This window comes from Arthrobacter sp. AL05, from assembly GCF_029960715.1.
In the GTDB taxonomy this organism is placed as follows: Bacteria; Actinomycetota; Actinomycetes; order Actinomycetales; family Micrococcaceae; genus Arthrobacter.
Genome location: NZ_JASBRC010000006.1, coordinates 67,064 through 90,647 on the forward strand (window position 1 = coordinate 67,064; position 23,584 = coordinate 90,647).

The window sequence follows — 23,584 nt, forward strand, 5'->3', positions numbered from 1 at the left end:
GTGGAACTGATCTAGTGTGAAGACGTTCGGGCGAGCCGGACTGTTTGTGGAAGTACAAAGGCGTTCAGGAGCGATCACTATGCCGAATAAGAAAGTTTTGGCCATTGTCCTTGCCGGTGGCGAGGGTAACCGGCTTATGCCATTGACGGCGGACCGGGCCAAACCCGGCGTGCCCTTTGCCGGGAGTTATCGCCTGATTGACTTTGCGTTATCCAACCTGGTCAATTCCCGCTATCTGCAGATCGTTGTGCTGACGCAGTACAAGTCGCACAGCCTGGACCGTCACATTTCCGAAACCTGGCGGATGTCCACCCAGCTGGGCAACTACATCGCCTCCGTCCCGGCGCAGCAGCGAGTGGGCAAAAGCTGGTTCCTCGGCAGCGCGAACGCCATCTACCAGTCGTTGAACCTCATTCAGGATGCCAATCCCGACATCGTCGTCGTCGTCGGTGCAGACCACGTATACCGGATGGACTTCGGGCAAATGGTCGACCAGCACGTCGCCAGCGGCGCCAAGGCCACAGTGGCCGCCGTACGACAGCCGCTGCACATGGCCGACCAGTTCGGTGTGATCGAAGTGGACCCGGATAATCCGGGGAAGATTGCCGCGTTCGTCGAGAAGCCCGCCACCACCCCGGGGCTCGCCGCCGACCCCACCCAGTTCCTCGCCTCCATGGGCAACTACGTGTTCAGCACCGACGCCCTGGTCGAGGCCCTGCACCTCGATGCCGAGCGACTTGATACCAAACACGACATGGGCGGGGACATCATTCCCTACTTCGTTGACCAGGGCGAAGCCGGCGTCTACGACTTCACCCTGAATGAGATCCCGGGCTCCACGGAACGCGACCGCACCTACTGGCGCGACGTGGGCACCATCGACTCGTTTTACGATGCGCACATGGACCTTATCTCTCCCGTTCCAGTATTCAACCTGTACAACTCCGAATGGCCGATCTACACGCGGCAAAGCATTTCCCCGCCGGCCAAGTTCGTCCGCGGCCAGAAAAACACTGTCGGCACAGCGATGGATTCCATCGTTGCCAGCGGCACCGTGATTTCCGGCGGCATCGTGGAGGGCTCAGTTCTCTCCAACGACGTCTACGTCGGCACCTCCAGCCGGGTCCTCGACTCGGTGCTGATGGATAAGGTCACCATTGGCTCCGGCGCAGTCGTCAAGCGCGCCATCATCGACAAAAACGTCAAGGTCCCGGCGGGTGCCGCGATCGGCCTCGACCACGATCTGGACCGGGCCCGCGGATTCAAAGTCACAGACTCCGGCATCACTGTCCTGTCGAAGGGCCAGCATGTTCCCGAACCCGGCGAAGCTGAACGCGCCCTGGCCGCCGCCAACCTGATCCTGGTGCCGAACGCAGTCAAGGCTGCCACGGAAAACTGGCCCGCGCTTCGTGAATCCGTGCACAAGGTAGCCGAAGTGCAGGCTGCCGCGGTGGGCGTGGCTGCTCCACAGCCGACCGAAGCCCACTGATCCGGCGCTGCTGCGCCGGGAGCCCGGTACCGGCGTCGGTCCGGGCTCCCGTCAGGCTGTAAAATTGGGGCAATGAGCTCTCCCGATGTGCCGTCCGATCTGACTCCCGAGGAAATCCGGGCCTGCCTAAAGGTCCTGAACAGCATCCACGTCTACGACGAGGAGCACCCGGACTACGTCTCGGTGCGCCGCGCCACCGGGAAGATGTTCAAGGCCGTGAAGCGGCACCGCCGGGTCAGTAAGCGGGACATGATCGCCGAAGCGGACCGTGCCGTGATCGCACAGACCGCTACGGCGGCCCCGGACCGGATCGACGACGAAACCCGCGGTAACAAACTCGCGCCCTCGGCCACCGGCGAGATTGCCGGGCACTTGATCAAATCCAGGCCCTGCTATATCTGCAAGCAGCATTACACCCAGGTGGATGCTTTCTACCACCAGCTGTGCCCTGATTGCGCCGCCTTCAGCCACAGTAAGCGGGACGCACGGACCGACCTGACCGGACGCGCAGCCCTGCTGACCGGCGGCCGGGCGAAGATTGGTATGTACATTGCGCTGCGGTTGCTCCGCGACGGCGCCCACACCACCATCACCACCCGTTTCCCCAAGGACGCTGCCCGCCGCTTTGCCGCGATGGAAGACAGCAGCGAATGGCTGCACCGGCTCAGGATCGTTGGGATTGACCTCCGCGACCCCTCCCAGGTGATGGCACTGACCGATTCGCTCGAGGCGGCGGGTCCGCTGGACATCATTATCAACAACGCAGCCCAAACCGTCCGGCGCTCCGGCAATGCCTATCAGCCGCTCGTCGACGCCGAGGATGAACCCCTCCCCGCGGCGCTCCAGGCGGCCAATGGCGGCCCGGAACTAGTCACCTTCGGCCACGCCCACGACAAGCACCCGCTGGCCCTCGCCAGCACCGTCCTGGAGCACCCGGTGCTGGCTGGAGACGCCATCACCTCGCTGGCGTTGTCCGCGGGTTCCGCATCCTTGGAGCGCATCGCTTCCGGCACCGCCATCGACGCCGGCGGCCTGGTCCCGGACCTGGCCAGTATCAACAGCTGGACCCAGGTGCTGGACGAGGTGGATCCCCTGGAAATGCTGGAGGTCCAGTTGTGCAACGTCACCGCGCCGTTCCTGCTGGTTAGCCGGCTTCGAGGGGCGATGAAACGCTCAACCGCCCGGCGGAAGTACATCGTCAATGTCAGTGCCATGGAGGGCCAGTTCGCCCGAGCCTACAAGGGCCCCGGCCACCCGCACACCAATATGGCCAAAGCGGCGCTGAACATGATGACACGGACCAGCGCCCAGGAGATGCTGGACGCGGACGGTATCCTGATGACCGCCGTCGATACCGGCTGGATCACCGATGAGCGCCCGCACTACACCAAGGTCCGCCTGATGGAGGAGGGTTTCCACGCTCCCCTGGATCTGGTCGACGGGGCCGCCCGGGTCTACGACCCGATTGTGGTGGGCGAGTCCGGCGAGGACCAGTTCGGCGTCTTCCTGAAGGACTACAAGCCTAGTCCGTGGTGAGCGCGGGCTGGTTTCACGCCGGTGCCGGGAGGGTCCGGGCCCTATGGCCCTAATGGGTTCCCGGCAGTGCCAGTAACGTTGGTGCACATGAATACAGAGACGACGCCCGCGCCCGAATTCGGGCTGTCCATTGACCAGTGCTGGGTCCTGCTGGACACGGAAGTGGTGGGGCGGATCGCCCTGATTGTGGATGGGCACCCGGAGATATTTCCGGTGAACTTTGCGCTGGACCGCCGCTCGATCGTCTTTCGCACCGCCGGTGGCACCAAACTCTGGGCGGCGATGACGGCGAAGCCGATCGCCTTTGAGATCGATGGCTACGACGCCCACGAACAGCAGGCGTGGAGTGTTGTTGCCCGCGGCGAGGCGCAGCTGATTGAGAGCCAAGAGGACAAGGACGCCGTCGACGCCCGCCTCCTTGAGCCGTGGCAGCCGGGCGACAAGGGCTACTATGTGCGGCTCTCCCCCAAGGCCTTGACGGGTCGCCGGTTCACCGTGAGGAACCCGGATCTGTGGAACACCCGCCTCTCTGATCCCCGCCGGGCCTCTTTCGAGTAGCTTTCGAGTAGCTGCCACCGGGCTGGAGCCTGCGGGCGCTACCTCGCAGCTTTGGGTTCCGGGGAATGGACCACCAGCACCGGGCAGTGGGCGTGTGCCACCAGGGCGGAGCTGACCGAACCGATGAGCAGTCCGCCGAAGCCGCCATGGCCCCGGCGCCCTACCACCAGCAGTTCGGCGCTCCGGCTGGCCTCAAGCAGGGTATGGCGGGGGTGGCCCTGGACGAGTCGGGTTTCGAGGTTGGCGGGGATGTCCGCCCCGAACGCCTTCTCCACGGCTTCCTGCAGGATTTCATCGGCGCGGACATCGAAGTCGTCGATGCCCATGGCGACATATCCGTCGTAGACCGGGGGGACGTCCCAGCAGGCCAGCGCCACAACCGTCGCGGAGAGCGCTGCGGCGAGGCTCTGGGCCTGGCGCAGGGCTTCAACCGATGCATCGGAACCGTCGACTCCCACCACAATGGTCCGGACTTTGGTGGCTTCGGTCATGGCAGATCCCTTCGGTATACAACTGGCACGTCCTGCCTACCATGACCTGCTGGCCGCAGCAGCGCCTAGGGCCAAAAGGCATGGGCAACACACGCCGGAACTGTCCCTGCGGGACCTAGGACCCTTGTCCGGTCCCGGGACACGGAGAAGAATGGCAGTCGTTGGGAACGGAACCGGCGGCCGGAGCGGACAATGGGGAGTCTGGGAATCCCGCGCCGGCATAATCGTCGGAGCGGGCCTCGGAGTATCCGCACCATACACGGCAGCATAAGCCGCCGGACAGGAGAATCATGATTGCCTGGGCAGACGCAGGTCTCACTGCAGCCGACGGGGCACCGGCCGTTATCCGGGTCTTTATCCTTGATGACCACGAACTCGTCCGGCGCGGGCTCCAGGAGCTCCTCGAGGGTGAGGGCTTCCTGGTGGTGGGCAGCTCGGGTTCCGCCGTCGAGGCGACCCGGCGCATTCCGGCCCTCCATCCTGACGTCTGCGTCCTGGACGCCCGTCTGCCGGACGGGACCGGAATTGAGGTCTGCCGCGACGTACGTTCGGTGGACCCGTCGCTGAACTGCATTATTCTGACGAGCTACGACGACGAGCAAGCACTGCGCGGAGCGGTTCTGGCGGGCGCGAGCGGCTATGTCCTAAAGGAGATCGGTGGCACTGACCTGATCGGGGCGCTGCGCCGGGCTGCTGCCGGCGAGTCCCTCTTCGCGGAGGGCGTCGCCGCCGGAATCGTGGACAGCTTGGTGGCGGCCGAAGATGTGGACCCCAGGACTGCCTCCCTGACGCCGCAGGAGCGGCGGGTACTGGAGCTGGTGGGCGGTGGGCTCACCAACCGCCAGATTGCAGCGGAGATGTTCCTCGCCGAGAAGACCGTCAAAAACTACGTTTCGTCACTGCTGGCCAAGCTGGGCTTTGAACGGCGGACGCAGGCTGCGGTGTTTATCGCGAGCCCCGCGTCGCCGGCACCGCAAGGAAGCCACGCGGAAGCACACCGACCCCACAGCGTCCGTTAGCCGGCGGGCCTCGAACCGCGATCACTGCCCGCGACGGCTACTGCTATAGCGGCACGGACCATTCAAGGCTGGTGCCGGCGTCCGGAGCGCTCGTGATGGTGCAGCTGCCGTCCAGCATCCGGGCACGGTCCTCAAGGTTGGCCAAACCCCGGCGTTTTCCGGGTTCGGTGAAGCCTGCTCCGTTGTCCGTGATGACCACTGTCACCCTGCCTTTGACGACACCTACCGACACGGAGATGGCGTCGGCGCCGGAATGCCGAAGTGCGTTGCTGAGGCCCTCCGACACCACAGCCACAACATTGTCCGCTTTATCAGGGGTGACGGCGTCCACCGGTCCGGTGATGGTCAGGCTGGGTGCGAACGGCATGGACTTCGCCGAGCTGCGTGCCACCCGGCGGATCCGTCCGCTCAGCAACTCGGTTTCGCTGCTGCTGCTCTTGAGCGAATAGATCGTGTCCCGCAGGCTGCGGATCGCTTCGTCAAGTTCGCCGGTGATGGTGCGGATCCGATCGGTCGCGAGTTCGTCCTTGGTAAAGCGGGTCAGGCTCTGGACGCTCAGTCCGGCCGCGAACAAGCGCTGGATCACCAGGTCGTGCAGGTCCCGGGCGATGCGTTCCCGGTCCGTGAATACCAGCAGTTCTTCCCGGAGCCGGTGCACGCGGGCCAGTTCGAGGGCGAGGGCAACGTGGGAGCCGAAGACGGCGCCCATCTCGATGTCGGTCCGGGCGTACTGCAAAGAATCCGTGTCCCGGACCAGGATCAGGAGTCCGTGATGGGCGCCCTGGGTGCTCAGCGCCACCGCCAGCAGCGGGCCGGTGATTCCGCCGTCGATCCCGCCGAACAGGGCGGAGGCGTCATCGAGTACAACAGGCTCGCCGCCGTCGAGGACACTTTCCAGCAAGGGCAAATCCAGTGTGAGCGACCGGCCGGAGAACTGCGCACTTTTCGCTCCTGCCACCCCGGCGACAAGATAGCCTCGGCCGCCGGCAGCGGGTGCCACCAGCATTGCGAGCTGCGAGCCGGACTCCTGGAGGGCCCGGCTTGCGATGGGGTCCAATCCGCCGAAGGTGTAGTCGCGGTCATTGCTGAGCATCAGCCCCGAGACGTCCATGCAGGCTTCCAGCCAGCGGGCCCGGCGCCGGGCGTCGTCGTAGAGCCGGGCATTCTCAATGGCAACCCCCGCGGCGGCCGCCAAAGCGACGGCGAGACCCTCGTCTTCTGCAGTGAAGTCGCTGCCGTCCTCCTTTTCGGTCAGATAGAGGTTGCCGAAAACGACGTCCCGGACCCGCACCGGGACGCCGAGGAAGGAGTTCATGGGCGGATGGTCCGCCGGGAATCCATAGGATTCAGGATGGCTGCGCAGGTCATGAAGGCGGAGCGGGCGGGGATCGGAAATCAGCAGGCCCAGGACCCCGTGCCCGGTAGGAAGGGGTCCGATCCGGTGGGCCAGTTCTTCGTCGATGCCGACAGTGATGAAGTGGCTGAGGGCCCGGTCATCGCCGATGACTCCCAGGGCCCCAAAGCGGGCCCGGAGCAAGCGGCAGGCGGACTGGACGACCCTTTCCAGGACGGCGTCCAGGCTGAGGTCCTCGGCAATAGCGACCACGGCCTCCAACAGGCCGGCCATCCGTTCCTGGGACTGGAGCAGTTCCTCTGCCCGGGAAACGAACCCCTTGAACGTGTCGTCAATCATGGGCTCTGGCTCGGCGGTGGTCTGGTCCGGACGGTTCCCTGCTGAATGCATGCTCATGGCCCCAATTCGATACAACGAACACAACTGTCGTCCGCGCTGGCGACGGTGATGCCAGACTACCCTGATGCTGGCGCATCGGCCCTCGGAGCCCAACGATGGAGCTTCGGATTGTGACCTTTTGCCCTATCGGCTGCCCAGTACCTGACGTAGGGTCGCTGACATGAGTACTGACCCGAAGCCGGAAAAAACCCAGCAGGCACATGAAGTTGAGAACCTGGACCACCACGAATGCTGGCGGCTGCTACGCGGCGTGACCGTTGGCAGGCTGGCCGTCTGGGTGGATGGCCATCCCGACATATTCCCGATTAATTACAAGGTGGACCACGGTACCCTGGTCTTCCGCACGGCTGACGGCACCAAGCTGCAGGCTGCCACCGGCGACACACCGGTGGCGGTGGAGGCAGATGGGGTGGACGCCGACAGCGGCATCGCGTGGAGCGTGGTGATCAAGGGCCAGGCGGCCCCGGTGCAGAACGTGGAGGAGGTTCTGGACACCGTGGGGCTGCTCCTGTTCCCCTGGCAAGCGGGCAAAAAGGAACACTTTGTCCGGATCACCCCTGACTCGGTGACCGGACGCCGGTTTAAAGTGGTTCCGCCCCTGACCTGGTGGACACCACTGGATGACGCCACCCGCTCCGGACTCGAATAGCCCCTCCCCAGGGATGCCCGTCGGCTGTGCTGACCCCGGGGCTACCGGAGCAGCCGCAACTGAGAGGGCAACCGGGTGGGGTGCCGGGAATCAGGCCAGCCGGGTGATTTCGACGCTGACATTGAGTGCTGAGCCTCCGCCGCCGGACAGGATGCCCTTAAGCGGTGCCACATCGCGGTAGTCACGGCCCCTCGCCACTGTGACATGGAGGTCGCCCGCCGGTTTGTGGTTGGTGGGGTCCCAACTGCGCCATTCACCGTCCCACCACTCCAGCCAAGCGTGCGACTGCCCGGCCACCGGCTCGCCGAGTTCCGCCGTCGAGCGCGGGTGGAGGTAACCGGACACGTAGCGGGCAGGGATCCCCCGGCTGCGCAGCGCGCCGATGGCAAGGTGCGCCAGGTCCTGGCAGACGCCCTGGCGCTGGCCCCAGGCTTCCTCGGCGTTTGTGGTGACTCCGGTGGTGCCCTTCATGTAGGTCATTTCCCCGCGCATCCAGCCAAAGACAGCCATCGCCGCCTCGTGCGGATTGCGGTCCCCCACCACGCCGGGGATGATCCCGAGCACTTCGGCGCCCGGGCCGGTGAGCTGGGACTGCGGAATCCAGTCGCTGAACTTGTTGAGCGTTTCCGCGGCGCCAAGAACCTTCCAGCCCACAATGTCCGCCTCCGCCGGGACCCGCTCCGCCCGGTGTACCTCCACGGTTGTGGTGGACAGGACCTCCAGGTGCTCGTGCGGCATCTGCATGTCAAAGGCGGTCACCCGGGTGCCCCAGTAGTCGCGGTAACTGCTCAGGGCCGCCTGTGACGGTGAAACCTTCAGCGAGGACTCCAGCACCACCTGTTGGGGGTCCGTCAGCGGGGTCATGCGGGCTTCGTTGTACGAGAGCGTAACGCGCTTGTTGTACTTGTACGCGGTCTTGTGGATGATGCTCAGCCGGGTCATGAAACTTCTCCCACCCAGGCCAGTTCGTCTGCCTGATTGAAGTACTTACGGGAAATGGCGTCCGAGGCCTGCGAGACGGCCTTCTGGACGCGCTCCATGTGCTCCGGAAGTTCGGACATCAGGTCGTCGGTCCGGTGGAACTCCAGGAACGTCCGGGCCTGCCCCACGATCCGGCGGGCGTCGTTGATAAAGCCAACGCGCTGGGCCGAAGGGTCCAGCATGGCGAGGCACTCATCCGCGTCCCGCAGCGCATAGACGATGGACCGGGGGAACAGCCGGTCCAAGAGCAGGAACTCGGCGGCATGCTGATCGCCGAAAGCCGCCCGGCGGGTCCGCAGGAAGGATTCGTAGGCACCGGCGCAGCGGAGCATGTTCACCCAGGACATGCCGGCCGAAAGGACGTCCCGGGTGGAGAGCATCCGCGCTGTCATGTCCGCGCGTTCCAGCGAGCGGCCCAGGACCAGGAACTGCCAGCTCTCGTCGTGGCTGACCGTGGTGTCCGCGAGTCCGCTGACCATGGCGGTCCGCTCCAGCACCCAGTTGCAAAAGCGGTAGGTGCCCACAACGTCCTTGCGGTGCTGGTTGAGCCCGTAGTAGGTCGTGTTGAGGCTTTCCCAGAGGCCTGAGGACACCGTTTCCCGGGCCCGGCGGGCGTTTTCCCGCGCCGCACCGAGTGAACCGGCAATCGACGTGGCACTTTGTTTGTCGTACGCGAGGGCGTTGAGCAGTTCGGGGAGGCCGAAGTCCTCACTCTGTGCCCGGGCGCCCATCACGGCAAGGAGCTCCTGCGCGACGCTGCGCTGTTCCTCCATCGGAAGGTGATTCAGGCGCTCCAGGTGGACGTCCAGGATCCGCGCGGTTCCGTCGGCCCGTTCCACATAGCGGCCGATCCAAAACAGTGACTCGGCGATACGGCTAAGCATGGGCGGTTACCTCCGGCGCATCGGAAACATAAAAAGGACGGGTCAGCGGAAAAGCGATCGACATGGTGCCTCTGGTCATTGCTGCTGCTCCTTCTGGCTGTCGCGCCAGTTGCTCTCTACAGGCCAGACCGAGACCCGCTCGCGGACCTCGATGGCCGGACGCGGGAGGGTCTCCACCGGCACTTCGGGGGAATCCGCCAGCACCCAGGTGTCCTTGGAACCGCCGCCCTGGCTGGAGTTCACAATCAGGGAGCCCTCCTTCAGTGCCACCCGGGTCAGGCCGCCGGGCAGCACCCAGACGTCGTCGCCGTCGTTGACGGCGAAGGGACGCAGGTCCACGTGCCGCGGGCCGAACTTGTCGCCGCTGAGCGTGGGAACGGTGGACAACTGCAGGACCGGCTGCGCGATCCATCCCCTGGGGTCCGCGATAACGCGTTTGCGCAGGGCCTCAAGTTCCTCCCGGGAAGCATCCGGACCGATCACCAGTCCCTTGCCGCCGGAGCCGTCCACGGGCTTGACTACGAGTTCGGCCAGCCGGTCAAGGACCTCTTCGCGGGCCGCTTTCTCCTCCAGCCGGAAGGTGTCCACATTGGCGATCACGGGTTCTTCGCTGAGGTAATAGCGGATCAGGTCCGGGACGTAGCTGTAGACCAGCTTGTCGTCGGCGACGCCGTTACCCACGGCGTTGGCAATTGTCACGCCGCCGGCCCGTGCGGCGTTGACCAGGCCCGGACAGCCGAGCATCGAGTCGGCGCGGAACTGCAGCGGGTCCAGGAACTCGTCATCGATGCGCTTGTAGATCACGTCCACGCGCTGCTCGCCGGCGGTAGTGCGCATGTAGACGCGGTTGCCGCGGCAGATCAGGTCCCGGCCCTCGACGAGTTCGACGCCCATCAGGCCGGCGAGCAGGGTGTGTTCGAAGTAGGCACTGTTAAAGACGCCGGGGGTCAAGACGACGACTGTCGGGTCATCGACGCCGGACGGTGCCGTCTTGCGCAGGGCGGAGAGCAGCCGCCGCGGGTACTCCTCGACCGGCCGGATGAGCTGCTGGCCAAAGGCCTCCGGCAGGCCTTTGGCCATGGCGCGGCGGTTCTCCAGGACGTAGCTGACCCCCGAGGGGACGCGGACGTTGTCCTCCAGGACCCGGAAAGTTCCTGCGGCGTCGCGGACCACGTCGATGCCGGAGACATGGACACGGACACCGCCGGCCGGTTCAAAGCCGTGCACCTGGCGGTGGAAGTGTGCGCTGGTTGTGACGAGCTGGCGCGGGATGACGCCGTCGGCCACTACCGTCATCTTGTCGTAGACGTCGTTGAGGAACGCTTCGAGGGCCCGGACGCGCTGCGCCACACCCTTCTCCAGCACGGTCCACTCATCGGCCGGGATCACCCGCGGCACGATGTCCAGCGGAAAGGGCCGTTCCTCCCCCGCAAAGTCGAACGTAACGCCGCGGTCCAGGAAGGTCCGCGCCATGGAATCTGCCCGGGCAGTGACATCGGCCAGCGAAAGTTCCCGCAGGGCGCCGGCAACCTGCCCGTACGACTGCCGGGGCTGTTGCCCGGGGGTAAACATCTCGTCGTAGGCGCCGGTGCGTTCGGCGGCCACCGAGTAATCCAGGAATAGGTCAGACATGGACACTAGACAACCACCTTTTTGTTGCGAAATCATTTCCGCGCCCGCTGAGCGCGGCGCGTCCGGGCGCGGGGAGCAGTTCGGGCTCGGGCTGCGGGCTGCCCTCGGTGCTGCCGACGTGGCGGTGACGGCTTTTTTCGGGCACTTGCGGGACAGTGGATAGGTGCCTCACTTCCCTCATCCATCGCTCCCGGCTGCCGGTCGCCTGAGCAGGCTGCTGCCGGGGCTGCTGGCCGCCGCGGCCGCCGTCGCCCTGGCCCTCGCGGTCCACACCCAAGTGCCGGCGCTCCCGGCCATGACGCTGGCAGTTGTGTTCGGGCTCCTGGCCGCAAATATCCCCGGCCTGGGCGCCTGGTCCGCCGGGCCCGGGCGGCCGGGGCTGGACTTCGCCGGCAAACACCTGATGCGCGCCGGAATCGTGATCCTGGGCCTGAAAGTCAGCCTGGTGGATGTACTCGGTCTTGGTTGGGCCGCACTGCTGCTCATCACCGGCGTTGTGCTGGCCGCCTTCGCCGGGACGTATGTCATCAGCAGGCTCTTTCGCCTGCCACCCCAGGTCTCCCTGCTGATTGCGACCGGTTTTGCCATCTGCGGCGCCTCGGCCATCGGGGCGATGGCCGCGGTGCGCCGGATCCGGCAGCCGGACACCGTGTTGCCGGTGGCCCTCGTAACCCTGTGCGGCACCCTGGCCATCGGTGTGCTGCCGCTGCTGATTCGGCCGTTGGGACTGAGCCCTGAGGTCTTTGGGGCCTGGACCGGAGCCTCCGTGCATGACGTGGGACAGGTGGTGGCCACGGCGCAGACCGCCGGAGCGGGCGCACTGGCCATCGCCGTCGTCGTAAAACTCACCAGGGTGATCCTGCTGGCACCCATCGTCGCCGCCGCGGGGCTGCACCACCGCAGCCGCGCCGACGCCGGGGACGGACTCAAGCGGCCGCCGATCGTACCGCTGTTTGTGCTCGGTTTTGTGGCCCTCGCAGCCCTGCGCAGCACGGGCTGGCTGGCCCCCGGCATCCTCGAGGGCGCCGCGGTGCTCCAGGACGTGGTCCTGGGGATGGCGCTGTTCGGCCTCGGCTCTGCGGTGCGGGTGGGTCAGCTGCTGCACACCGGTGCACGGGCGCTGCTGGCCGCCCTCGCGTCCTGGCTGCTGATCGCGGCGCTGGGACTTGGCGCCGCGTTCCTCATGATTAGATAGCGGGGTGTCGAACCAGAACCTGCGCCGCGATGAAGCCGCCGACCGATCCGCCCTGATTGCCACCCACAGCTACGATGTCACCCTGGATGTCCGGGCGGCCGCTGATGCGGACGTCGACGGTTACACAAGCCGCAGCGTCATCACCTTCTCCGCCCGTGAACCGGGCCGCTCAACGTTCCTTGACTTCATCGGCGAGGTGCAGAGCATTTCCCTGAACGGCAACCGGCTCGCCGTTGCCGACGTTGTGGACGGGTCCCGGATCCGGCTGGAGAACCTGCAGTCGGAGAACCAGGTCGCCGTCACCGGGACCGCGCTGTACAGCACCTCCGGGGAGGGTATGCACCGTTTCTTCGATCCGGCCGATGACGAATGTTACCTGTACACCCAGTACGAGCCGGCCGACGCCCGCCGCGTGTTCGCCAACTTCGAACAGCCCGACCTCAAGGCCGAATTCACCTTTCACGTTCTGGCGCCGTCGCGTTGGCAGGTGTCCTCCAACGGCATCGAGACCCGGCGGACGCCCGTGGCGGGCGAGCCGGACGTGAGCCGCTGGGACTTCGCCCCGACCAAAGCGATGTCCACGTACATCACGACGGTGCTGGCCGGCCCATATTTCAAAGCCGAGGATTCCTGGAAGGGTACCCTGGCCGACGGGAGCAGCCTGGTTGTCCCGCTCGCCCTCTACTGCCGGGCGTCGATGGCACCGTCCTTCGACCCGGAGGTGCTGTTCGCGCTCACGAGGAACGGCCTGGATTTCTTCAACCGGCTCTTCGACTTCCCGTACCCGTGGGGGAAATACGACCAGGCGTTTGTGCCCGAATACAACCTTGGCGCCATGGAGAACCCGGGGCTGGTGACCTTTACGGAAGGCTACGTCTTCACCTCCCGGGCCGCCGATTCGCAGTACCAGGCCCGCGCCAACACGCTGCTGCACGAAATGGCCCACATGTGGTTCGGGGACCTCGTCACTATGCAGTGGTGGAACGATTTGTGGCTCAAAGAGTCCTTTGCCGACTACATGGGAACCCTTGGCGTGGACCGGACCACGGACTGGGCCACGGCCTGGGTGAACTTCGCCAACAACCGCAAGGCCTGGGCCTACATGCAGGACCAGCTGCCGACCACGCACCCGATCGTCGCGGACATCCCCGACCTCGAGGCCGCCAAGCAGAACTTTGACGGGATCACCTACGCCAAGGGCGCCTCGGTACTCAAACAGCTCGTCGCCTACGTGGGCTTCGAGGCCTTTGTGGCCGGCTCGCGCCAGTATTTCAAGGATCACGCCTACGGGAATACGACCCTGGCCGAGCTGCTCGCCGCGCTGGGCGCCGCCTCCGGCCGGGACCTGGCGGGCTGGGCCCGTCAGTGGCTGCAAACCTCCGGCATTTCCACCCTCCGCAGTGAGATCGAGGAGCGCGACGGCGTCATCGGTACTGTGACGCTTCGCCAGGATGCCGAAGACCCGGCCACGGGCCGGCAGGAGCCGCGCCCACACCGGCTGAAGATCGGCCTTTACAACGCGGACGAAGACGGTGCCCTGGTCAGGACCGACAGCGTCGAGATTGACGTCGACGGGGCACACACCGAGGTGACGTCCCTCACCGGCAAGCTACGGCCGGCCCTGCTGCTGGTCAACGACGAGGACCTTAGCTACGCCAAGGTCCGCCTGGACCCCCGCTCGGAAGCCACCGTGCGGTCCTCCCTCGGCGCGCTCAGCGACCCGATGGCCCGTGCCCTGTGCTGGACGGCACTGTGGGACTCGGCCCGAGACGCGGTCACTCCGGCGTCCCTCTACGTGGACGCCGTCAAGCGCTTCGGGCCCGCGGAGTCCGGGATCGGCGTGCTCCTGACCGTCCTGGGCAACGCCGCCACCGCGATCGAACGTTACGTCCCCGCGGCCGGGCGGGACGCCGTCCGCCACGGCTTCCTGACGCTCGCTGCGGACGAACTGCTGCGGGCCGCGCCGGGATCCGACCAGCAGCTGGCGTGGGCCCGCACGGTCGCCACAACCAGCCGCCACAGCAGCGGCCTGCTTGACCTGCTGCGCGGCATCCTGGACGGCAGCACCGTCGTTGAAGGCCTGTCCGTGGATGCGGAGCTCCGCTGGAACTTCTGGCACGCACTGGCCGCCAACGGCGAGGCCACACCCGCCCGGCTCGACGCGGAGCTGGCCCGGGACAACACCGCCGCCGGGAGGGCCGGGCACGCCACCGCCCTCGCAGCCCGCCCCGAGGCGGCTGTGAAAGAGGCAGCCTGGCGCGAGGCGGTGCATGGCAACTCGCTGTCCAACCAGTTGCTGAGCGCAACGATCACCGGTTTCACCACGGCACCGGCGCCGCTGCTGGAGCCGTTCGCGGACCGGTATTTCGACGCACTGGAGGACGTCTGGGCCGGGCGCAGCATCGAAATAGCCAGCCGGATTGTCCGCGGGCTCTACCCGGCAGGTCAGGATCTGGACGCCGGCACTGCAGATACGAACGCCGTTATTGTCCGGACGGACCAGTGGCTTGCCGGCCACCCGGATGCACCGCGGGCGCTGCGGCGGATCATCATCGAACAGCGCAGCCACCTGCACCGGTCGTTGACCGCACAGGCCCGCACCGTATAGGCCAGTACCGCGGAGGCCCGTACGGGCCGGGACCGCGGCTGACCCGGGACCGCCGGGCGCAGCTGGGCTCAGGGCACCCGGTGCAGCCACTCCGCGGTGCCGAACTTGTCCTCAACCCGCTGGTGCGCGGCCGCGAGCTCGGCGTGGGTGATTTCCGAGGGAGTCGCGGCGTAGCGTTCGGCGAAGACATCGATCATGGCCGCGACGATTTCGGCGCGGCTCAGCCCGGTCTGCCGCCGGAGCGGGTCGACCCGCTTTTTTGCGCTCCGGCTGCCCTTGTCGGAAAGCTTCTCCTTGCCGATCCGCAGGACGTCGACCATCTTGTCCGCATCGATGTCGTAGCTCATGGTCACGTGGTGCAGCATGCCGCCGTTCGCGAGCCGCTTCTGCGCCGCACCGCCAATCTTGCCTTGCTCGGTGGCGATGTCGTTGAGCGGCACGTAGAAGGCGCTGATCCCGACCTTCTCAAGGGCTGACATCACCCAGGCGTCGAGGAAACCGTAGGAATCGGCAAAGCTGATGCCGTCCACCAGGCTCTGCGGCAGGTACAGGGAGTACGTGATGCAGTTGCCTGCCTCCATAAACATCGCTCCCCCTCCACTGATCCGGCGGACCACACTGATGCCGTGGCGTTCGACGCCGGCGGGATCCAGTTCGTTGCGGAACGACTGGAAACTACCGATCACGACTGACGGTTCTTCCCAGTCCCAGAAGCGCAGGGTGGGGTTGCGGCGCCCCGCGCCAACTTCTTCCGTCAACACCTCGTCCAAGGCAACGTTGATCCGGGTGGGCAGCACGGACGGGGCGATGATGTTCCAATGGTGGTCCCCCCAGCCGGTGGCCTTAGCGAGGGCGCGCCGGACCGTGACCGCTATCGCGTTGGCGGAAAAACCGAACAGGACGGCGTCCGGCGGCAGGGCCGCCGCCACCGCGGCCGCGAGGTCCGCAGCACTGGTGTCCGCGGCGAGGCCGGTGAGTGCCCGGTTGATCTCCAGCAGCGCCTCATCGGGTTCCAGGAAGAAGTCCCCGCTGAGTGAGACGTTCGCGAGCATGCCGTCAACGACGTCGAAATCGGCCACCACCAGTTTGCCGCCGGGGACCTTGTACTCCCCGTGCCGGCGGCCGTCGTCGTCAGGGGAGGTGGAACGGGGGGCCGGGGATGGGGAGGGGGACGTCATGTCCTTAATCCTGCCACGCGGTGACCGCACCGCAACCACGCTGCAGCGCCGCACTGCCCGGGACGCAAAAAGCCCGCACCGTCACCGGTGCGGGCTTTTCCAAAAGACCTTGGGGAGAAGAAGTTACTTCTTGCCGCCGAAGCCCTTGAAGCGAGCGTTGAAGCGCTCGACGCGGCCTGCAGAGTCCATAATGCGCTGCTTGCCCGTGTAGAACGGGTGGGACTCGGAGGAGATTTCGACGTCGATAACCGGGTAGGTGTTTCCGTCTTCCCACTCGATGGTCTTTTTGGAAGACACGGTGGACTTGGTCAGGAACTTGACGCCGGAAGCCAGGTCGTTGAAAACAACAGCTTCGTACTTCGGGTGAGTATCAGACTTCATAATTGGACCTTTGTTCGCACAACTGGATTTTGCCAGTTGCCAGGTATGAATGGGATGGCCAGCGGAATGCACCGGACGGCCAGCTATCAATCATAGCGGAAAGCCGGCGCCTTCGCCGCCTGGCAGGTGATGCTGTTCAACCGCGCGGACGAAGCTCCCAGAAGGCTACGGCGGAGGCAGCAGCGACGTTGAGCGAGTCAACGCCGGCGCGCATCGGGATTTTGACGGCGAGATCGACGGCGGCGAGAGTGGACGCGCTCATCCCGGCGCCCTCGGTACCGAGGACCAGGGCGAGTTTCTGCGGCTGCCGCGCAGCCAGATCGTCCAGGTCCACGGCGTCGTCCGTGAGCTCCATGGCTGCCACGGTAAAGCCATGGCTGCGGAGTACCCGCAGGTCCCCCGGCCAGTCCTCCAGCCGGGCCCACGGCACCTGGAACACCGCCCCCATGCTGACCCTGACGCTGCGGCGGTACAGCGGGTCCCCGCAGCGCGGCGAGATCAGGACGGCGTCGACCCCCAGGGCCGCCGCTGAACGGAAAATCGCGCCCACGTTTGTGTGGTCCACAATGTCCTCCAGCACGGCGACCCGGTGTGCCCCGGCGAGGAGCTCGGGCAGCGGCACAGGTTCGGGGCGCTGCATGGCAGCCATCGCGCCGCGGTGCAGGTGGAAACCGGTGATGTCCTCCAGCAGGGCCGCGGAACCGATGTAGGCGGGAACGTCCGGGTACTGCTCAAAAATGTCCGCGAGGTCTGCACGCCATTTGTCGGCCAGGAAGAAGGAACGGGGCCGGTGCCCCGCGGCGAGGGCCCGGCGCAGTACCCGGGAAGACTCCGCGATATACATACCCTCTGCGGGTTCGCGGAGCTTGCGCAGGTGCACGTCCGTGAGCTGGGTGTAGTCCGAGACCCGGGGGTCATCGGCGGAGTCGAGGCGGTGGAAAGTCACTGGCGGGTCATTTCAGCGGAAGCTATCAACGGTCATCGGGCTACTTGAAGAGGTTGGCGATCATAAAACCGAGGGCCACCAGGCCCAAAACGAAGATGACGCCGCGCAGCACCACCGGGGACAGCCGTCGACCGACTTTGGACCCGACGAAACCGCCGATCAGTGAACTGACCGCAATCAAACCGACGACGGCCCATTCGATCCGGCCGAAGGCAAATAGCAAATAGGAGGCCGCTGCCACGACGTTCACGCCCAGGACCAGGATATTTTTCATCGCATTGGCGTTCTGGATGGTGCCGGTCATAAAGATGCCCAGAATCCCGACCAGCAGGATGCCCTGGGCGGCAACAAAGTAGCCTCCGTAGACACCGGCGAGGTAGACCAGGCCCACGAGGATTACACCGTGGCTGCGGTCCCGGATGGCGTGTTCGGGGTTCTGCTCCCGGACCCTGACCCACTGCTGCAGCCGCGGCTGGAACACCACCATCAGCAGAGCCAGCACAATCAGGGCCGGCGCGGCGTAATGGAAGACCTTTTCCGGCAGATGCAGCAGCAGGTACGCCCCCGTGATGCCGCCCAGCAGCGAGGCGGGCAACAGCCGAAGCAGCTGTTTGCCTCGCCCCGACAATTCCTTGCGGTAGCCCCAGGCTCCGGCGGCGTTCCCGGCGACCAGGCCCATCGCATTGCTGATGGACGCCGTCACGGGCGCGTAGCCGAGCGCGATCAGCACCGGGAACGTCACCAGGGTGCCGGAACCGACCACACTGTTGATGGTGCCGGCCCAGAGTCCGGCGAAAAAAATGAAGACGCTATTGAAGAAATCCACGCGCGCTCAGCCGCCGGTTCAGCGGCGTGCGGTGGCCGTGTACCGGCCTGCCACGACGCTGAGGTCCAGCTGCAGCCCGAACGTTTTACTCAGGTTCGCGGCCGTGAGGACGCCTTCAATCGGGCCCTTGGCCACCACGGCGCCGTCGCGGAGCAGCATGGCGTGGGTGAAGCCCGGCGGGACTTCCTCCAGGTGATGCGTGACCAGCACCATGGCCGGCGCAGCCTCGTCGCGGGCAAGGCTGCTTAGCCGGTAGACCAGGTCCTCCCGGCCGGCCAGGTCGAGCCCGGCGGCGGGTTCATCGAGGAGCAGCAGCTCGGGATCGGTCATCAGGGCCCGGGCGATCTGGACCCGCTTGCGCTCCCCCTCGGAGAGGGAAGCGAAGCTCCGGTTGAGCAGCGGGCCCATGCCCCACTCGTTCAGGAGGGCGAAAGCGCGGCGTTCGTCGTCTTTCTCATAGCCCTCCCGCCACCTTCCGGTGACGCCGTAGGCTGCCGTGACAACGACGTTGAGGACCTTCTCGTGTCCTGGGATCTGGTTGGCCAGTGCCGCTGAGGACAGCCCGATCCGGGGCCTGAGCTCAAAAACGTCGACGGCGCCAAGAATTTCCTCCAGGATGCCGGCCATCCCGGACGTGGGGTGTATCCGCGCGGCGGCCAGTTGGAGCAGAGTGGTCTTGCCGGCACCGTTGGGACCCAGGATCACCCAACGTTCGCCTTCCTTGACCTGCCAGTCGACCTTGTCCAGGAGGGTCTTTGCCCCACGTACAACGCTGACGGCGGCCATTTCAAGAACATCACTCATAGGAGTAGACACTAGGACAAAAAACCGGGCGACTGATAACCGGTACCCCGGGGCCGTGTTGTCCGCCAGCCGAGGCGTCACCGGGACGCAACGAATTCGGAGCCGTATCCGCCGGATCGCTAGGATTACTGCCATGAACCTGTTAGTGACAGCCGTGAGCTATGCCCCGAAACTGAGTCTTCCCGAGGTGCAGCGGATCCGTTCGCTGCTCGCGGCAGCGGGACTGACGCTGGACGCGGAGACCCGCACCGGCGACGGCCGTTTTGATGTTCACATGGCGGACCTGAGCTTTGCCGGGAGCCAGTCCGGGGCGGCGCTCGCTGACCTCCGCCGGGCAGTTGCAGCAAACGGCGCGGCCGGAATCGACACGGCGATCGTGCCGGCCACGCTCCGCAATGCGCAGCGGAAATTCCTCATCCTGGACGTGGACTCCACCCTCATTCAGCAGGAAGTGATTGAACTGCTCGCGGCGCACGCCGGCAAGCGCGAAGAAGTGGCAGCGGTGACCGAGGCCGCCATGCGAGGAGAACTGGATTTTGCCCAGAGCCTGCACGCACGGGTGGCGGTGCTTGCCGGGCTGCCAGCCGACGTCGTCGACGATGTCCGCGCCGAGGTCGCGCTGAGTCCCGGCGCGGCCGAGCTCGTGGCAGCTTTCCGGGCCGCCGGCCATGTGGTGGCGGTGGTCTCCGGCGGCTTTAACCAGATCCTGGAACCGATCGCGGAGGGCCTTGGCCTTGATTACTGGATCGCCAACGAACTGGAAATCGCCGATGGTGCGCTGACCGGGAAAGTCCTCGGTGCGGTCATCGACCGGGCGGCGAAGGAGAAATACCTGCGTGAATGGGCCGCCATAGAAGGCATCCCGATGGAGCACACAATTGCTGTGGGCGACGGCGCCAACGACCTGGACATGCTCGAAGCGGCCGGGATCGGGGTGGCGTTCAACGCCAAACCTGCAGTCCGGGCGGTGGCGGACGCCGCAGTGAACCTGCCCTATCTCGACGCTGTTCGGTTTATCGCCGGCGTTTGAACCGCGGCAGCGGCGGCAAAGGCCGGGGCAGGTGCCCCGGCCTTTGCCGTTAACCGCATAAGCAGCCAGTCATCAGTTGCTGCTCTTGTCGAAGTAGTCGGCCCCGCCGACGTATTCGGTGTGCCCGCTTTCGACGTCGGCAGTGGCCATCTTGGCGACCTCTGCCGCGAACTCCTTCACGGAGTACAACCGTCCGGCCTCGGCGCGGCGGGCTTCGATGGCGCCCGGGTTGGAGCGGTCCAGCAAAGTCGCCGTGACGGTTCCCTCGATCATGTCGCCGGAAACGACGACAAGGGAGATGCCCTTTTCGGCAAGGTTTGGAATGAGTTCGCGGAGTGCGTCTTCACCGGCGCGCTTGCTGCGTGCCACCGGCTCATAGTTCTCCATGGTGGGCACCGTGTTGATGAAATGCGCCTGGTGGCTCGTGACAAAGACCACGCGGGCACCCTCGGGCAGCAACGGCACTGCGGCATTAAGCATATTCACCTGGGCGTCCCGGTTGAGCTTGAGCGCGTAGTCCTCCTCCATGCCGGATTCCATCCCGCCTGAGGCGTTGAGGACCAGGATGTCGAGGGAACCGAAGTTCTCCATCGCGGCACTGGCGAGAGCCTGGACGCCTTCCTGGGTGGTGAGGTCCGCTCCGACGGCGGCAGCGCGGCCGCCGGCCGCCTCGATTTCCGCAACCACCTTGTTGGCGCGGGGCGCCTTCTGGCGGTAGTTCACCACGACGGCGGCGCCTTCGGCGGCGAGGAACTTGGCTACCTCAGCGCCAATGCCCCGCGACGAACCGGTCACGATTGCGGTCTTGTTATCCAGCAGTCCCATTCGAGCTCCTTTGTTCCAAACGTCCAAAAACGGTGGGTCTGCAGACCATCATGCCAGCGCTGCGGGTGATTTCAGTTGTTTGGGGTCAACAAAGAAGCTGCGGCAGGCTAGTGCCGACCAGGGCCGAGGACGCCGGCACGGGTTCCGCTCCTGCGCGGATCACTCCCCGGAACTTCGGTCTGCACCGCCGCAATGGTGCCGTCCGGGAACCACCCGGCCGGTGCCACCACCGCCGGGGGCGCCGCGGCTCCCGCCGGGTCCACGGCGCGTCCGGATCCGGCTTAGTGGCCCATGCCGAGGCCGCCGTCGACCGGGATGACGGCACCTGAGATGTAGGCGGCCTCGTCACTGGCGATCCAGCGGACCACGTTGGCCACCTCGGAGGCCTCGGCAAAGCGCGCAGCGGGAACCTTGGACAGGTAGTCCTTCCGCGTTGCCTCGGGCAGTTCCGCCGTCATGTCGGTGTTGATGAAGCCAGGTGCCACAACGTTGGCAGTGATACCGCGGGCGCCCAGCTCGCGCGTCAGTGAGCGGGCGATGCCGACGAGGCCGGCCTTGGAGGCCGAATAGTTGATCTGGCCCGGTGCGCCGAAGAGGCCCGAGACGGACGAGATCAGGACCACGCGGCCCTTGCGGGCCCGGATCATACCCTTGGAGGCCCGCTTGATCACGCGGAAAGCGCCCGTAAGGTTGGTGTCGATGACAGAGGTGAAGTCGTCCTCGCTCATGCGCATCAGGAGGGTGTCTTTGGTGATACCGGCGTTGGCGACCAGCACCTCGACCGCACCGTGGGCCGCCTCCACGTCCGCGAACGCGGCGTCCACGGATGCTTCGTCCGTAACGTCGGCCTTAACGCCAAGAATGCCGGCCGGGAGATCCGCTTCGCTGCGGTAGGTGACTGCCACTTTATCCCCGTTGGCGAGGAACGCTTCGGCGATGGCGAGGCCAATTCCGCGGTTTCCGCCGGTGATCAGGACACTGCGGCCGGTGCTGGCTGTTTCAGGCATGGTGGGCTCCGGAATTCTGCGGCGGCCGGCGCCGCGCTGGTGGGCGGGATTTTTCCTGCCTTCGATCTTAGCGCCCGGCGGGCCCGCGTTTGGGCGGCCCCGTCGTTGGTGAGAGAATTGAACTGAGCCCTGGGAGCGTGATCTGACAGCCTTGACACTCAAAAACCGACCCCGTGGACCTGCGGACGGGAATCCGGAACTACCGTCCGGTGACTCCGAGGTTCACAGCATTACTGACGCCGCCGCCGCACACTCTGAAGAGATGCGCCAGCGGATGATCAAGTACGCCGTCGCCATGGGTATCCGCATGGTGTGCCTGGTCCTGATTTTTGTGGTGGACGGCTGGCTCAAGATCCTCCCGATCGTCGGCGCCGTGTTCCTGCCCTGGTTTGCCGTTATAGTGGCCAACGGCAGCGATGCGGCCGAGATCCACTCCGATTCGCTGCTGGACTATGCGCCACTGGCTCAGCTTGAAGCGCCCGCCGGTCCGGGCGAGGCGGCCGGCCCGGCTGCCCCTACCGGTCCCGGCGGCCCGGTTGCCCCGGCGCCGGAGGACCCGTCGATGACGCTGCTGCAAGGCGAAATCGTTGATGATGATGACCTCACGCAGGCGTCCGCGGAGGTTCCAGAGCGAAACGCCGGCGGCGACGGGAAACACGGAAGGGCCGCATCATGAACCTCTTTGACCTGACCGGAAACAGCGGTGAGGCCGGTCCGGCCGAAGCTGTCTGCTCCCGGAAGGGCTGCCGGCGCGGCGCTGAATGGCAGCTCCGCTGGAACAACCCCAAAATCCACACCCCGGACCGGCGCAAGATCTGGCTGGCCTGCGGAGAACACCGGCCCTGGTTCGAGGAGTACCTGCAGGCCCGCGGGCTCTGGAAGGACACAGTGGCACTGAACCCGGCAGGCAGGGCAAGCTGAATGTACCGTTTTCTGTTCTCCAGCAAATGGCTGGGGTACCTGTTGCTGGCCGCCATATTTGCCGCGGCCTGCGTCGGCTTGGGCCGCTGGCAGATGGATCGCCGGGCGGAGACCCTGGCCGGCATCAACCGCGTCACGTCGAACTATTCCGCCGCGCCCGTTCCTTTCGCTGAGGTCAAGGGCCAGTTCAGCGCGCTGGCGCCCGAACGCGAGTGGACACAGGTGGAACTGAAGGGCAGCTACGACGTCGGTGGCCAGCGCGTGGTCCGCAACCGCCCGCTCAACGGCCAGCCGGGCTACGAAGTTGTTGTCCCGTTCCGGGTGGACACCGGTGAGACGGTGGTGATCGACCGGGGCTGGTTGCCGATCGGCAACAACACCCCGGGACGCCCCGACGCGGTTCCTGCCCCCCCGCAAGGCACAGTGACAGTCGTCGCCCGCCTGAAGCCGGCCGAGCCCGCTCTCCAGCGCGGCGCCCCGGACGGCCAGCTGGCCTCGATTGACCTCGCCGCCTATTCCGCCCAGCTGGGGTATCCCCTGCTCAGCGGCGCTTACGGGCAGCTTGCGTCAGAGAGCCCGGCCGCGGCGGATATGCCCTTCCCCTTCCCCAAGCCCTCCACGGACGAGGGAACCCACCTCTCCTACTCGCTGCAGTGGTTCGCGTTTGGCGTGCTGATGTTCATCGGCTTCGGGTACGCGGCCAGGCAGCAGGCACGAAACGCGGCCATTGACGCCGAGGACGCCCAAACCGACGGCGGGCCGACCCATTCCAGCGGCACTGCCGTGCGCCGTCGTCCGGTCCCCCGCAAACGGAAGCAAGCCACCGCGGAGGAAGAGGAAGACGCCCTCCTGGACGCCCAGGGGTTCTGAG

23 protein-coding genes are annotated in these 23,584 nt (G+C 66.0%); 11 read left to right on the top strand and 12 right to left on the bottom strand.

The genetic code is table 11. From position 1 onward, the window contains the following. Positions 1-73: 73 nt before the first annotated feature. The 3 genes from glgC to QK287_RS09525 all read left to right on the top strand — a co-directional run bounded on the left by glgC (position 74) and on the right by QK287_RS09525 (position 3,583). Entirely contained in the window at positions 74-1,489 is a 1,416-nt protein-coding gene (glgC, locus tag QK287_RS09515; protein WP_226775886.1) for a glucose-1-phosphate adenylyltransferase, read from the top strand. 72 nt (positions 1,490-1,561) lie between these two features. Continuing rightward, entirely contained in the window at positions 1,562-3,025 is a 1,464-nt protein-coding gene (locus tag QK287_RS09520; RefSeq protein ID WP_226775872.1) for an SDR family oxidoreductase, read from the top strand. Between the two features lie 87 nt (positions 3,026-3,112). Then, positions 3,113-3,583, top strand: coding sequence for a pyridoxamine 5'-phosphate oxidase family protein (locus QK287_RS09525; protein WP_226775873.1), 471 nt, complete (start codon positions 3,113-3,115; stop codon positions 3,581-3,583). 38 nt (positions 3,584-3,621) lie between these two features. Here QK287_RS09525 and QK287_RS09530 read toward each other — a convergent pair whose 3' ends face one another. Then, a complete protein-coding gene (locus QK287_RS09530; RefSeq protein WP_282359931.1) occupies positions 3,622-4,074 on the bottom strand; it encodes a universal stress protein in 453 nt (150 codons plus the stop codon). A 290-nt stretch (positions 4,075-4,364) separates the two neighbouring features. On the opposite strand from QK287_RS09530, the gene QK287_RS09535 reads away from it, so the two are divergent. After that, the gene (locus QK287_RS09535; RefSeq protein ID WP_226775875.1) at positions 4,365-5,093 is read left to right on the top strand and encodes a response regulator transcription factor; all 729 of its coding nucleotides are present in this window, start codon (positions 4,365-4,367) and stop codon (positions 5,091-5,093) included. Positions 5,094-5,136: 43 nt separating this feature from the next. Here QK287_RS09535 and QK287_RS09540 read toward each other — a convergent pair whose 3' ends face one another. Continuing rightward, positions 5,137-6,837, bottom strand: coding sequence for a GAF domain-containing sensor histidine kinase (locus QK287_RS09540; RefSeq protein ID WP_253033580.1), 1,701 nt, complete (start codon positions 6,835-6,837; stop codon positions 5,137-5,139). A 169-nt stretch (positions 6,838-7,006) separates the two neighbouring features. Between QK287_RS09540 and QK287_RS09545 the strand changes: the two genes are divergently transcribed. Further along, on the top strand, positions 7,007-7,495 hold the full coding sequence (locus tag QK287_RS09545; protein WP_226775876.1) for a pyridoxamine 5'-phosphate oxidase family protein: 489 nt from the start codon (positions 7,007-7,009) through the stop codon (positions 7,493-7,495). Between the two features lie 90 nt (positions 7,496-7,585). On the opposite strand, the gene QK287_RS09550 is transcribed toward QK287_RS09545, so the two are convergent. From QK287_RS09550 to QK287_RS09560, 3 genes are all read right to left on the bottom strand, one after another. Then, on the bottom strand, positions 7,586-8,437 hold the full coding sequence (locus tag QK287_RS09550; RefSeq protein WP_282359932.1) for a transglutaminase family protein: 852 nt from the start codon (positions 8,435-8,437) through the stop codon (positions 7,586-7,588). Then, on the bottom strand, positions 8,434-9,360 hold the full coding sequence (locus tag QK287_RS09555) for an alpha-E domain-containing protein (protein WP_226762129.1): 927 nt from the start codon (positions 9,358-9,360) through the stop codon (positions 8,434-8,436). The genes QK287_RS09550 and QK287_RS09555 overlap by 4 nt, the downstream gene beginning before the upstream one ends. Positions 9,361-9,435: 75 nt before the next feature. Next, positions 9,436-10,992 carry a circularly permuted type 2 ATP-grasp protein gene (locus tag QK287_RS09560; protein ID WP_253032779.1) on the bottom strand — a complete coding sequence of 519 codons (1,557 nt, stop codon included), beginning with the start codon at positions 10,990-10,992 and terminating at the stop codon, positions 9,436-9,438. Positions 10,993-11,155: 163 nt separating this feature from the next. Here QK287_RS09560 and QK287_RS09565 point away from each other — a divergent pair, with 163 nt between their 5' ends. Both QK287_RS09565 and pepN read left to right on the top strand, forming a co-directional pair. After that, positions 11,156-12,187 carry a putative sulfate exporter family transporter gene (locus QK287_RS09565; protein WP_282359933.1) on the top strand — a complete coding sequence of 344 codons (1,032 nt, stop codon included), beginning with the start codon at positions 11,156-11,158 and terminating at the stop codon, positions 12,185-12,187. Positions 12,188-12,191: 4 nt separating this feature from the next. Then, positions 12,192-14,795 (top strand): aminopeptidase N, encoded by a 2,604-nt coding sequence (pepN, locus tag QK287_RS09570; RefSeq protein ID WP_282359934.1) that lies wholly within the window; start codon positions 12,192-12,194, stop codon positions 14,793-14,795. Between the two features lie 68 nt (positions 14,796-14,863). Here the strand turns inward: pepN and QK287_RS09575 are convergent, their stop codons facing one another. The 5 genes from QK287_RS09575 to QK287_RS09595 form a co-directional block, all read right to left on the bottom strand. After that, positions 14,864-15,973, bottom strand: a complete 1,110-nt coding sequence (locus tag QK287_RS09575) for a biotin/lipoate A/B protein ligase family protein (RefSeq protein WP_282359935.1) — start codon at positions 15,971-15,973, stop codon at positions 14,864-14,866. Between the two features lie 123 nt (positions 15,974-16,096). Further along, complete coding sequence (locus QK287_RS09580; RefSeq protein WP_024365679.1) at positions 16,097-16,354, bottom strand: type B 50S ribosomal protein L31; 258 nt, start codon at positions 16,352-16,354, stop codon at positions 16,097-16,099. A 136-nt stretch (positions 16,355-16,490) separates the two neighbouring features. Further along, the gene (locus tag QK287_RS09585; protein WP_282359936.1) at positions 16,491-17,300 is read right to left on the bottom strand and encodes an RNA methyltransferase; all 810 of its coding nucleotides are present in this window, start codon (positions 17,298-17,300) and stop codon (positions 16,491-16,493) included. A 40-nt stretch (positions 17,301-17,340) separates the two neighbouring features. Next, complete coding sequence (locus QK287_RS09590) at positions 17,341-18,126, bottom strand: sulfite exporter TauE/SafE family protein (protein ID WP_226774917.1); 786 nt, start codon at positions 18,124-18,126, stop codon at positions 17,341-17,343. A gap of 18 nt (positions 18,127-18,144) precedes the next feature. Then, the gene (locus tag QK287_RS09595) at positions 18,145-18,930 is read right to left on the bottom strand and encodes an ABC transporter ATP-binding protein (RefSeq protein ID WP_282359937.1); all 786 of its coding nucleotides are present in this window, start codon (positions 18,928-18,930) and stop codon (positions 18,145-18,147) included. Between the two features lie 133 nt (positions 18,931-19,063). Between QK287_RS09595 and serB the strand changes: the two genes are divergently transcribed. Continuing rightward, a complete protein-coding gene (serB, locus tag QK287_RS09600) occupies positions 19,064-19,960 on the top strand; it encodes a phosphoserine phosphatase SerB (protein ID WP_282359938.1) in 897 nt (298 codons plus the stop codon). 72 nt (positions 19,961-20,032) lie between these two features. On the opposite strand, the gene QK287_RS09605 is transcribed toward serB, so the two are convergent. Beyond that, positions 20,033-20,785 carry an SDR family oxidoreductase gene (locus QK287_RS09605; RefSeq protein WP_226774914.1) on the bottom strand — a complete coding sequence of 251 codons (753 nt, stop codon included), beginning with the start codon at positions 20,783-20,785 and terminating at the stop codon, positions 20,033-20,035. Between the two features lie 281 nt (positions 20,786-21,066). Beyond that, complete coding sequence (gene fabG, locus QK287_RS09610) at positions 21,067-21,792, bottom strand: 3-oxoacyl-ACP reductase FabG (protein WP_226774913.1); 726 nt, start codon at positions 21,790-21,792, stop codon at positions 21,067-21,069. 151 nt (positions 21,793-21,943) lie between these two features. On the opposite strand from fabG, the gene QK287_RS09615 reads away from it, so the two are divergent. From QK287_RS09615 to QK287_RS09625, 3 genes are read left to right on the top strand one after another with little or no spacing between them, the layout of a single operon-like run. Next, positions 21,944-22,468, top strand: coding sequence for a DUF3099 domain-containing protein (locus QK287_RS09615; protein ID WP_226774912.1), 525 nt, complete (start codon positions 21,944-21,946; stop codon positions 22,466-22,468). Beyond that, positions 22,465-22,713: a hypothetical protein gene (locus tag QK287_RS09620; protein ID WP_253032785.1), complete on the top strand. Its 249-nt coding sequence runs from the start codon at positions 22,465-22,467 to the stop codon at positions 22,711-22,713. The genes QK287_RS09615 and QK287_RS09620 overlap by 4 nt, the downstream gene beginning before the upstream one ends. Then, positions 22,714-23,583: an SURF1 family protein gene (locus QK287_RS09625; RefSeq protein ID WP_226774910.1), complete on the top strand. Its 870-nt coding sequence runs from the start codon at positions 22,714-22,716 to the stop codon at positions 23,581-23,583. It begins immediately after the preceding gene. Position 23,584: the final 1 nt, after the last annotated feature.

Bases quoted from the DNA above. Each gene is read 5' to 3' on its own strand.
- QK287_RS09540 (WP_253033580.1), bottom strand. From the start codon at position 6,837: ATGCATTCAGCAGGGAACCGTCCGGACCAGACCACCGCCGAGCCAGAG.
- QK287_RS09530 (WP_282359931.1), bottom strand. From the start codon at position 4,074: ATGACCGAAGCCACCAAAGTCCGGACCATTGTGGTGGGAGTCGACGGT.
- QK287_RS09525 (WP_226775873.1), top strand. From the start codon at position 3,113: ATGAATACAGAGACGACGCCCGCGCCCGAATTCGGGCTGTCCATTGAC.
- QK287_RS09620 (WP_253032785.1), top strand. From the start codon at position 22,465: ATGAACCTCTTTGACCTGACCGGAAACAGCGGTGAGGCCGGTCCGGCC.
- QK287_RS09550 (WP_282359932.1), bottom strand. From the start codon at position 8,437: ATGACCCGGCTGAGCATCATCCACAAGACCGCGTACAAGTACAACAAG.
- QK287_RS09580 (WP_024365679.1), bottom strand. From the start codon at position 16,354: ATGAAGTCTGATACTCACCCGAAGTACGAAGCTGTTGTTTTCAACGAC.
- QK287_RS09560 (WP_253032779.1), bottom strand. From the start codon at position 10,992: ATGTCTGACCTATTCCTGGATTACTCGGTGGCCGCCGAACGCACCGGC.
- QK287_RS09625 (WP_226774910.1), top strand. From the start codon at position 22,714: ATGTACCGTTTTCTGTTCTCCAGCAAATGGCTGGGGTACCTGTTGCTG.
- QK287_RS09555 (WP_226762129.1), bottom strand. From the start codon at position 9,360: ATGCTTAGCCGTATCGCCGAGTCACTGTTTTGGATCGGCCGCTATGTG.
- QK287_RS09575 (WP_282359935.1), bottom strand. From the start codon at position 15,973: ATGACGTCCCCCTCCCCATCCCCGGCCCCCCGTTCCACCTCCCCTGAC.
- QK287_RS09595 (WP_282359937.1), bottom strand. From the start codon at position 18,930: ATGAGTGATGTTCTTGAAATGGCCGCCGTCAGCGTTGTACGTGGGGCA.
- QK287_RS09520 (WP_226775872.1), top strand. From the start codon at position 1,562: ATGAGCTCTCCCGATGTGCCGTCCGATCTGACTCCCGAGGAAATCCGG.
- QK287_RS09605 (WP_226774914.1), bottom strand. From the start codon at position 20,785: ATGGGACTGCTGGATAACAAGACCGCAATCGTGACCGGTTCGTCGCGG.
- QK287_RS09535 (WP_226775875.1), top strand. From the start codon at position 4,365: ATGATTGCCTGGGCAGACGCAGGTCTCACTGCAGCCGACGGGGCACCG.
- serB (WP_282359938.1), top strand. From the start codon at position 19,064: ATGAACCTGTTAGTGACAGCCGTGAGCTATGCCCCGAAACTGAGTCTT.
- fabG (WP_226774913.1), bottom strand. From the start codon at position 21,792: ATGCCTGAAACAGCCAGCACCGGCCGCAGTGTCCTGATCACCGGCGGA.
- QK287_RS09545 (WP_226775876.1), top strand. From the start codon at position 7,007: ATGAGTACTGACCCGAAGCCGGAAAAAACCCAGCAGGCACATGAAGTT.